This window comes from Streptomyces sp. NPDC059371 (assembly GCF_042751995.1).
GTDB lineage: Bacteria > Actinomycetota > Actinomycetes > Streptomycetales > Streptomycetaceae > Streptomyces.
The window spans coordinates 25013-31793 of sequence record NZ_JBHYXD010000103.1; the positions used below are offsets into that span (position 1 = coordinate 25013).

The following is a 6781-nucleotide window of genomic DNA, read 5'->3' on the forward strand; positions in this document are numbered from 1 at the left end:
GTCAATTGGCCCGCGGTTTATTAAACCCGCTATTCCTGGGGGAAACCGTTTTCATACACTCTACCCCCATGCCTTCTGCGTGGGGGGGTGACTGCCGTTACGTGCTGTCACGACGGGGGTTTTGGGATCTGGGGGGGATCTGTGCTCACGTCTGTCTTCATCGCCGCCGTTTCTCTGGCGCTCTTCTGGATGGCGGCCTTCACCCTGTGGTGGCAGATGCACGCGTGGCGTACGCCCGAAGTGCTGGCCTCCACCCGGTTCGGCCGTCCGGACGGGGGTGAGAGCCTGTCCTTCTCGCTGCTGCTGCCCGCGCGGCACGAACAGGCGGTGCTCGACCACACCATCCGGCGACTGCTGGAATCCGGCCACACGGACTTCGAGATCATCGTCATCGTGGGGCACGACGACCCGGAGACCACCGAGGTGGCCCGGAGCGCGGAGGCGCGCGACCCGCGGGTGCGGGTCGTCGTCGACCACCACGAGCGGAAGAACAAGCCGAAGGCCATGAACACGGCCCTGCCGCACTGCCGCGGCGAAGTGGTCGGGGTCTTCGACGCCGAGGACCAGGTGCATCCCGAGCTGCTCGCCCACGTCGACCACGCCTTCCGCACGACGGAGGCGGACGTCGTCCAGGGCGGGGTGCAGCTCATCAACTTCCACTCGAGCTGGTACAGCCTGCGCAACTGCCTGGAGTACTTCTTCTGGTTCCGCTCGCGCCTTCACCTGCACGCGCAGAAGGGGTTCATCCCGCTCGGCGGCAACACCGTCTTCGTACGGACGAAGGTTCTGCGGGAGGCCGGCGGCTGGGACCCCGACTGCCTCGCGGAGGACTGCGATCTGGGCGTACGGCTGTCCAGCGCAGGCAAGAAGGTCGTCGTCGCGTACGACTCGGACATGGTGACCAAGGAGGAGACTCCCGGCTCGCTGGTGTCGCTGCTCAAGCAGCGCACCCGCTGGAACCAGGGCTTCCTCCAGGTCTACCGCAAGCGCGACTGGAAGCAACTGCCCACCTTCGGACAGCGGTTGCTCGCCCGCTACACGCTCATGACGCCGTACCTCCAGGCCGTCACCGGGGTGATCATCCCGCTCAACGTGGCGGTCGCGCTCTTCCTCGACGTGCCCGTCGGGATCGCGTTCATCACCTTCCTGCCGGCCGTGACCGCCCTGGTCACCTTCGTGTTCGAGATCGTCGGGCTGCACGACTTCGGCAAGCAGTACGGACTGCGCGTCCGCACCGTGCACTACCTGAAGCTCGTCGCCGGCGGGCCGTTCTACCAGGTCCTGCTCGCGGGTGCCGCCGTACGTGCCGTCTGGCGTGAACAACAGGGGCGCAACGACTGGGAGCTGACCAGTCACACCGGCGTGCATCTCACCGAAGCGATCCGAGAGGACGTTCCCGCGTGACCTCCACCCTTCCCGCGGCGGCCGCACCCACGGCCCCCGCGCAGCGGCCGGCCGCGCCCGAGAACCTCCCGGCACGGCTCACCGGCCCGCTTCTCCGGGGCTCACGTCCCGACCTGATCCTGTGCGTGGCGCTGCTCACGGCGATCCTCGCCGTGCAGGGCTGGAACATCGCCGCCTATCCGGCCCTCAGCGACGACGAGGGCACCTACCTGGCCCAGGCCTGGGCCGTCCAGCAGGGCAAGGGCCTGGCCCACTACACGTACTGGTACGACCATCCGCCGCTCGGCTGGATCCAGATAGCCCTGCTGACCTGGGTCCCCGCGCACCTCAGCCCGTCCCTGATGACCGTCGGCCCGATGCGCCTCGCGATGCCCGTCGTCAGCGCGGCGAGCGCGGTCCTGCTGTACGTCCTCGCGCGCCGGCTGTCGCTCCCGCGCTGGGCGGCCGGGCTCGCGATGGTCCTCTTCGGGCTGTCCCCGCTCTCGGTCGTGCTCCAGCGGGAGATCTTCCTCGACAACATCGCGGTGACGTGGACGCTGCTCGCGTTCTGCCTCGCCGCGTCCCCGAGCCGTCACCTGTGGCACCACTTCGGCGCGGGCCTCGCGGCCGCCGCCGCCGTGCTGACCAAGGAGACGATGCTGGTCGTCCTGCCCGCGCTGTTCGTCACGATGTGGCGGCACAGCCACCGCGACACCCGCAAGTTCGCGCTCACCGGCGCCGTCACCGCCTGCGTGCTGATCGGCACCGCGTATCCGCTCTTCGCCCTGCTCAAGGGCGAGTTGCTCCCGGGCGGCGGACATGTCTCGCTCTGGGAGGGCATCACCTACCAGATGAGCCGCCCCGGTTCCGGATTCCTCCTGGAACGCGGCACCGGCTCGTACGGTGTCCTCCATTCCTGGCTCTACTACGACCGGGTGCTGCCGCTCGGCGGACTCGCCGGCGCGCTGCTTCTCCTGGTCACCCTCCGCTGGTCGGTGACGGCCCGCGCCCTGGCCGGTCCCGCGCTCGCGGTGGCGATCCTCGCCCTGGTGGCGCTGCGCCCGAACGGCTACCTGCCCGCCATGTACGTCGTCCAGGCCCTGCCCTTCCTCGCCCTCGTCCTCGCCGGGGGCGCCGCGAGCGTCGCCCACGCCGTGCTGCGCAGACGGCGCACGACCCAGGAGTCCGCCCCTGTCACGTGGGGGCGCCGGGGTCTGGCGGCGGTACTCGTGGTGGCCGCGGGTTCCTATGTCGTGCCCCGCTGGTACGACGGTGACCGCACCGCGGTGACGGCCGACGCCAACGCCCCCTACCGGGCGGCCTCCTCCTGGCTGAGGACCGAGGTGAAGGACCCCGAGGACACCAGGGTCCTGGTCGACGACGGGCTCTGGCTCGACCTCGTGCACGACGGCTACCGGCCGGGACTCGGCGCCATCTGGTTCTACAAGGCCGACCTCGACCCCGCCGTCACGAAGACGATGCCCCGGGGCTGGAAGGACCTCGACTACGTGGTCGCCTCCCCGACGGTACGGCGTGACGCGGCCGACCTGCCGAACGTGAAGGCCGCGATCGAGCACTCCACGCCCGTCGCCACCTTCGGCACGGGCGAGGACCGCATCGAGATCCGGCGGATCGACGGGTCCGGCGACACAGGCGACATCAACGGCACCACCACCACGGCACGTTCCGGAGGCGGTCGATGAACAGCTTCGAGAGCATGGTCCCGGAGGCACTGGGCGATCCGGCGGTACGCGCCGCCGGGATCCCGGAGCCCGGTGCCGTCACCATCGTCGTGCCGACCTTCAACGAGTCGGCGAACATACGGCAGTTGCTGCGCCAGATCACCGTAGCGGTGCCGGCGCGGCTGCCCTGCGAGGTCGTCTTCGTGGACGACTCCACGGACGACACCCCCGAGGTGATCACCGAGGCGGCGCGGGACTGCCCGTTCCCGGTGAGCGTGCTGCACCGCGAGGAGCCCGAGGGCGGGCTCGGCGGCGCGGTGGTGGAGGGGCTGAAGGCGGCGACGTCCCAGTGGATCGTCGTCATGGACGGGGACTGCCAGCATCCGCCGTCCCTGATACCGGAGTTGATCGCCTCGGGGGAACGCGCGCACGCGGGCCTCGTGGTCGCCAGCCGGTACATCAAGGGCGGCAGCAGGGAAGGGCTCGCGGGCGGCTACCGGATCGCGGTGTCGCGCGGCGCGACCTGGCTGACCAAGGCGCTCTTCCCGCGCCGGCTGCGCGGCATCAGCGACCCGATGAGCGGGTTCTTCGCGATCCGGCGCAGCGCGGTCACCGCCGAGGTCCTGCGGCCGCTCGGCTACAAGATCCTGCTCGAACTGGCCGTGCGCGACCGCCCCCGCCAGGTCACCGAGGTGCCCTTCGTCTTCCAGGACCGTTTCGCGGGCGAGTCCAAGTCGTCGGCGGCGGAGGGCCTGCGGTTCCTGCGCCATCTCGTCGGGCTGCGCACCGCCTCACCGGTGGCCCGCATGACGGTCTTCGGGCTGATCGGCGCCACCGGCTTCCTGCCGAACCTGCTCGGCCTCTACGCGCTCACCGCCGCCGGACTGCACTACGTACCGGCGGAGATCCTCGCCAACCAGCTCGGCGTGGCCTGGAACTTCCTGCTCATCGAGCATCTGCTGTTCCGGGAACGCCGACGGCACCGCAAGGGCTGGGACCGGGCGGGCCGGTTCGCGCTGCTCGCCAACGCCGATCTGGTGCTGCGCATCCCGCTGATCGCGCTCTTCGTCCGCCACCTCGGGACGGACGCGCTGTCCGCCACGGCCCTGGCCCTGGTGACGACCTTCGTCCTGCGCTTCGCCGGGACCGAGGCGCTGGTGTATCTGCCGCGCCGCAGCGGCGGCGGGCGTGGGAGCCGCAGGGCGAGGAGGACGGCGTGAGATCGCGGACGGGACCACGACGGAGGACCGCTCTGCTGGCCGTGACGGGCCTCGCCGCCGGGCTGCTGCTCGTGTCGCCGCAGCCCGCGTCCGCCGCCAACCTCGTCACCAACCCGGGCTTCGAGACCGACGGCACCGACGGCATGCCGTCCTGCTGGGAGAAGTCCGGCTGGGGCGACAACGACTTCGGTTTCGCGACCGTGTCCGACGCCCACTCGGGCACCAAGGCCATGAAGGTCACGCTGACCCGCCGGGTGGACGGCGACCGCAAGGCACTGATCACCGAGTCCACCGCGTGCGCGCCGGTCGTCACGGCGGGCAAGCAGTACGACCTCGGGCTCTTCTACAGAACGACGACCCCCGACGCGGCGATCACGCTGTTCCGGCACGACGCCACGGCGGGCTGGCAGTACTGGACCGACCTCAAGACCCTGGACATGGCGGCCGCCTGGACGCAGGCGACGGTGCGCACCCCGGCCGTCCCGGCGGGCACCGACCGGATCACCTGGGGCGTCTCCGTGTACGGCACGGGCTCGGCGACCACCGACGACTACACGATGGAACAGGTCTCCGATCCGGTCCCGCCGGCCACCTGCACGGGCACGGCCGACGAGTGCGCGAACGGGAGGTGGACGGTCCTGCCCACGCGGAACCCGGTCCGCTCCATGCACTCCGTCGTCCTGAACAACGGCAAGGTGCTGCTGATCGCGGGCTCAGGGAACAGCGAGGAGAACTTCGACGCCGGCACGTTCACGTCGGCGGTGTACGACCCGGCGACCGGTTCGTACAAGGTGATCCCCACCCCCAAGGACATGTTCTGCTCCGGCCACGTCCAGCTCGCCGACGGACGGGTGCTGGTGCTCAGCGGCAACAAGGCCTTCCCGGTCGCGGGCGGGCACGGGTACGAGGGCTACAAGGACTCGTACGTCTTCGACCCGGTCACCGAGACGTACAGCAGGACGAACGACCTCAACGACGGCCACTGGTACCCGTCCGCCACCGAGCTGGGCAACGGCGACATCATCTCGTTCGGCGGACTGCGCGAGGACTCCTCGGGTTCGGTGACCGCCGAGCGCTGGTCGAACGCGCAGCAGCAGTGGCTGCCGCTGTGGCAGGTCAACCAGACCTGGTCGTTCTGGGGCCTGTACCCGTCGATGATCCTGATGCAGGACGGGCGGCTCTTCTACTCGGGCAGCCATGTCTTCGGCAACGGCACCCCGGGCACGGGTTCCGCGGTCTACGACTACGACGCCAACACCACGACCGCGGTCCCCGGCCTGCGGAACAAGGACCAGCGCGACCAGTCCGCGAGCGTGCTGCTGCCTCCCGCGCAGGACCAGAAGGTTCTCACCCTCGGCGGCGGCAACATCGACTCCAATCCGGCCGCGAACCGGCTCACCGACATCATCGACCTCAAGGCCGCCAGCCCGGCGTACACGGTGGGCCCGCAGATCCCGCAGGGCACGGTGGACCTCGGCAATGGCAAGGTGGCCGAGACCGGCGACCAGGGCAAGATGTACGTGTCCGCCGTGCTGCTGCCCGACGGCAAGGTCCTGGAGACGGGCGGCGCACTGCACAACCGCGCCGACCCGGTCTTCGAGTCGTCGCTGTACGACCCCGCGTCCAACACCTTCGACCCGGTGGCCGCCGACCCGGAGGCCCGCGGCTACCACTCCTCCGCGTTCCTGCTGCCCGACGGCCGTGTGATGACCACCGGCGACAACCCGGGCAACGGCACCTGGAACCACGACGTGTCCGTCTACACCCCGCCGTACCTCCTCAAGGGCAGCCGCCCGACGATCACTTCGGTGATCGACAAGGAGTGGGTGTACGGGGACACGCAGCGCATCACGGTCGACCGGCTCATCGTGAAGGCGGAGTTGATCCGGCCCGCCGCGGTGACGCACTCGTCCGATCCCAACCAGCGCTTCGTGGACCTGCCGCTGAGCGTGGACGGGAACAACGTCGACCTCAACGTGACGAGCAACCCGAACCTGGCGCCGCCCGGCTGGTACATGCTCTTCGCGGTGGACGCCAACGGCGTTCCCTCGGTGGCCGAGTGGGTGCATCTCCAGGGCCCCTCGGCGCTCGCCGCGGACACCGCGTCGGCGCACGTCCACTCCTTCGCCGGCTCCCTGACGGGCGCCGTCACCGGGGCGGACCGGAAGCGGACCTCGCAGAAGGTGTCCACCACGATATCCGGCTGCGACCGGCACTACGGCTCGGTCAACGTCTGTGTGCCGACGGTCTTCCCGGAGGGGGTGAGGAAGACGACGGCGTCCCGCTGCGCCTGGCTGAAGAAGAACGACTACGGACGGCTCAGGATCAACGGCAAGGATGATCCCCTGGGACTCGACCCCAGCAGGGACGGACTGGCCTGCGGCGCGAAGGACCTGATCAGGCGCTAGGTCGTGTCCGCAAAGTCTCGCCTGCCCGGCGACGCCTGGCACGCTCCCCCAAGCTCTTCGAGCAGGGGGGACCCCCACTCGCCGCACC

General features: G+C 70.0%; 4 protein-coding genes. All 4 read left to right on the plus strand.

Going from position 1 to position 6781, the window contains the following annotated elements:
• Positions 1-141 precede the first annotated feature (141 nt).
• The 4 genes from ACFXGX_RS36050 (at position 142) to ACFXGX_RS36065 (ending at position 6693) form a co-directional block, all read left to right on the plus strand.
• Complete coding sequence (locus tag ACFXGX_RS36050) at positions 142-1404, plus strand: glycosyltransferase (protein ID WP_384800248.1); 1263 nt, start codon at positions 142-144, stop codon at positions 1402-1404.
• Complete coding sequence (locus ACFXGX_RS36055; protein ID WP_384800251.1) at positions 1401-3086, plus strand: ArnT family glycosyltransferase; 1686 nt, start codon at positions 1401-1403, stop codon at positions 3084-3086. Before ACFXGX_RS36050 ends, ACFXGX_RS36055 begins: the two co-directional genes overlap by 4 nt.
• Positions 3083-4285, plus strand: coding sequence for a glycosyltransferase (locus ACFXGX_RS36060; RefSeq protein WP_384800254.1), 1203 nt, complete (start codon positions 3083-3085; stop codon positions 4283-4285). The genes ACFXGX_RS36055 and ACFXGX_RS36060 overlap by 4 nt, the downstream gene beginning before the upstream one ends.
• Positions 4286-4428: 143 nt before the next feature.
• Positions 4429-6693 carry a galactose oxidase-like domain-containing protein gene (locus ACFXGX_RS36065; protein ID WP_384800266.1) on the plus strand — a complete coding sequence of 755 codons (2265 nt, stop codon included), beginning with the start codon at positions 4429-4431 and terminating at the stop codon, positions 6691-6693.
• Positions 6694-6781: the final 88 nt, after the last annotated feature.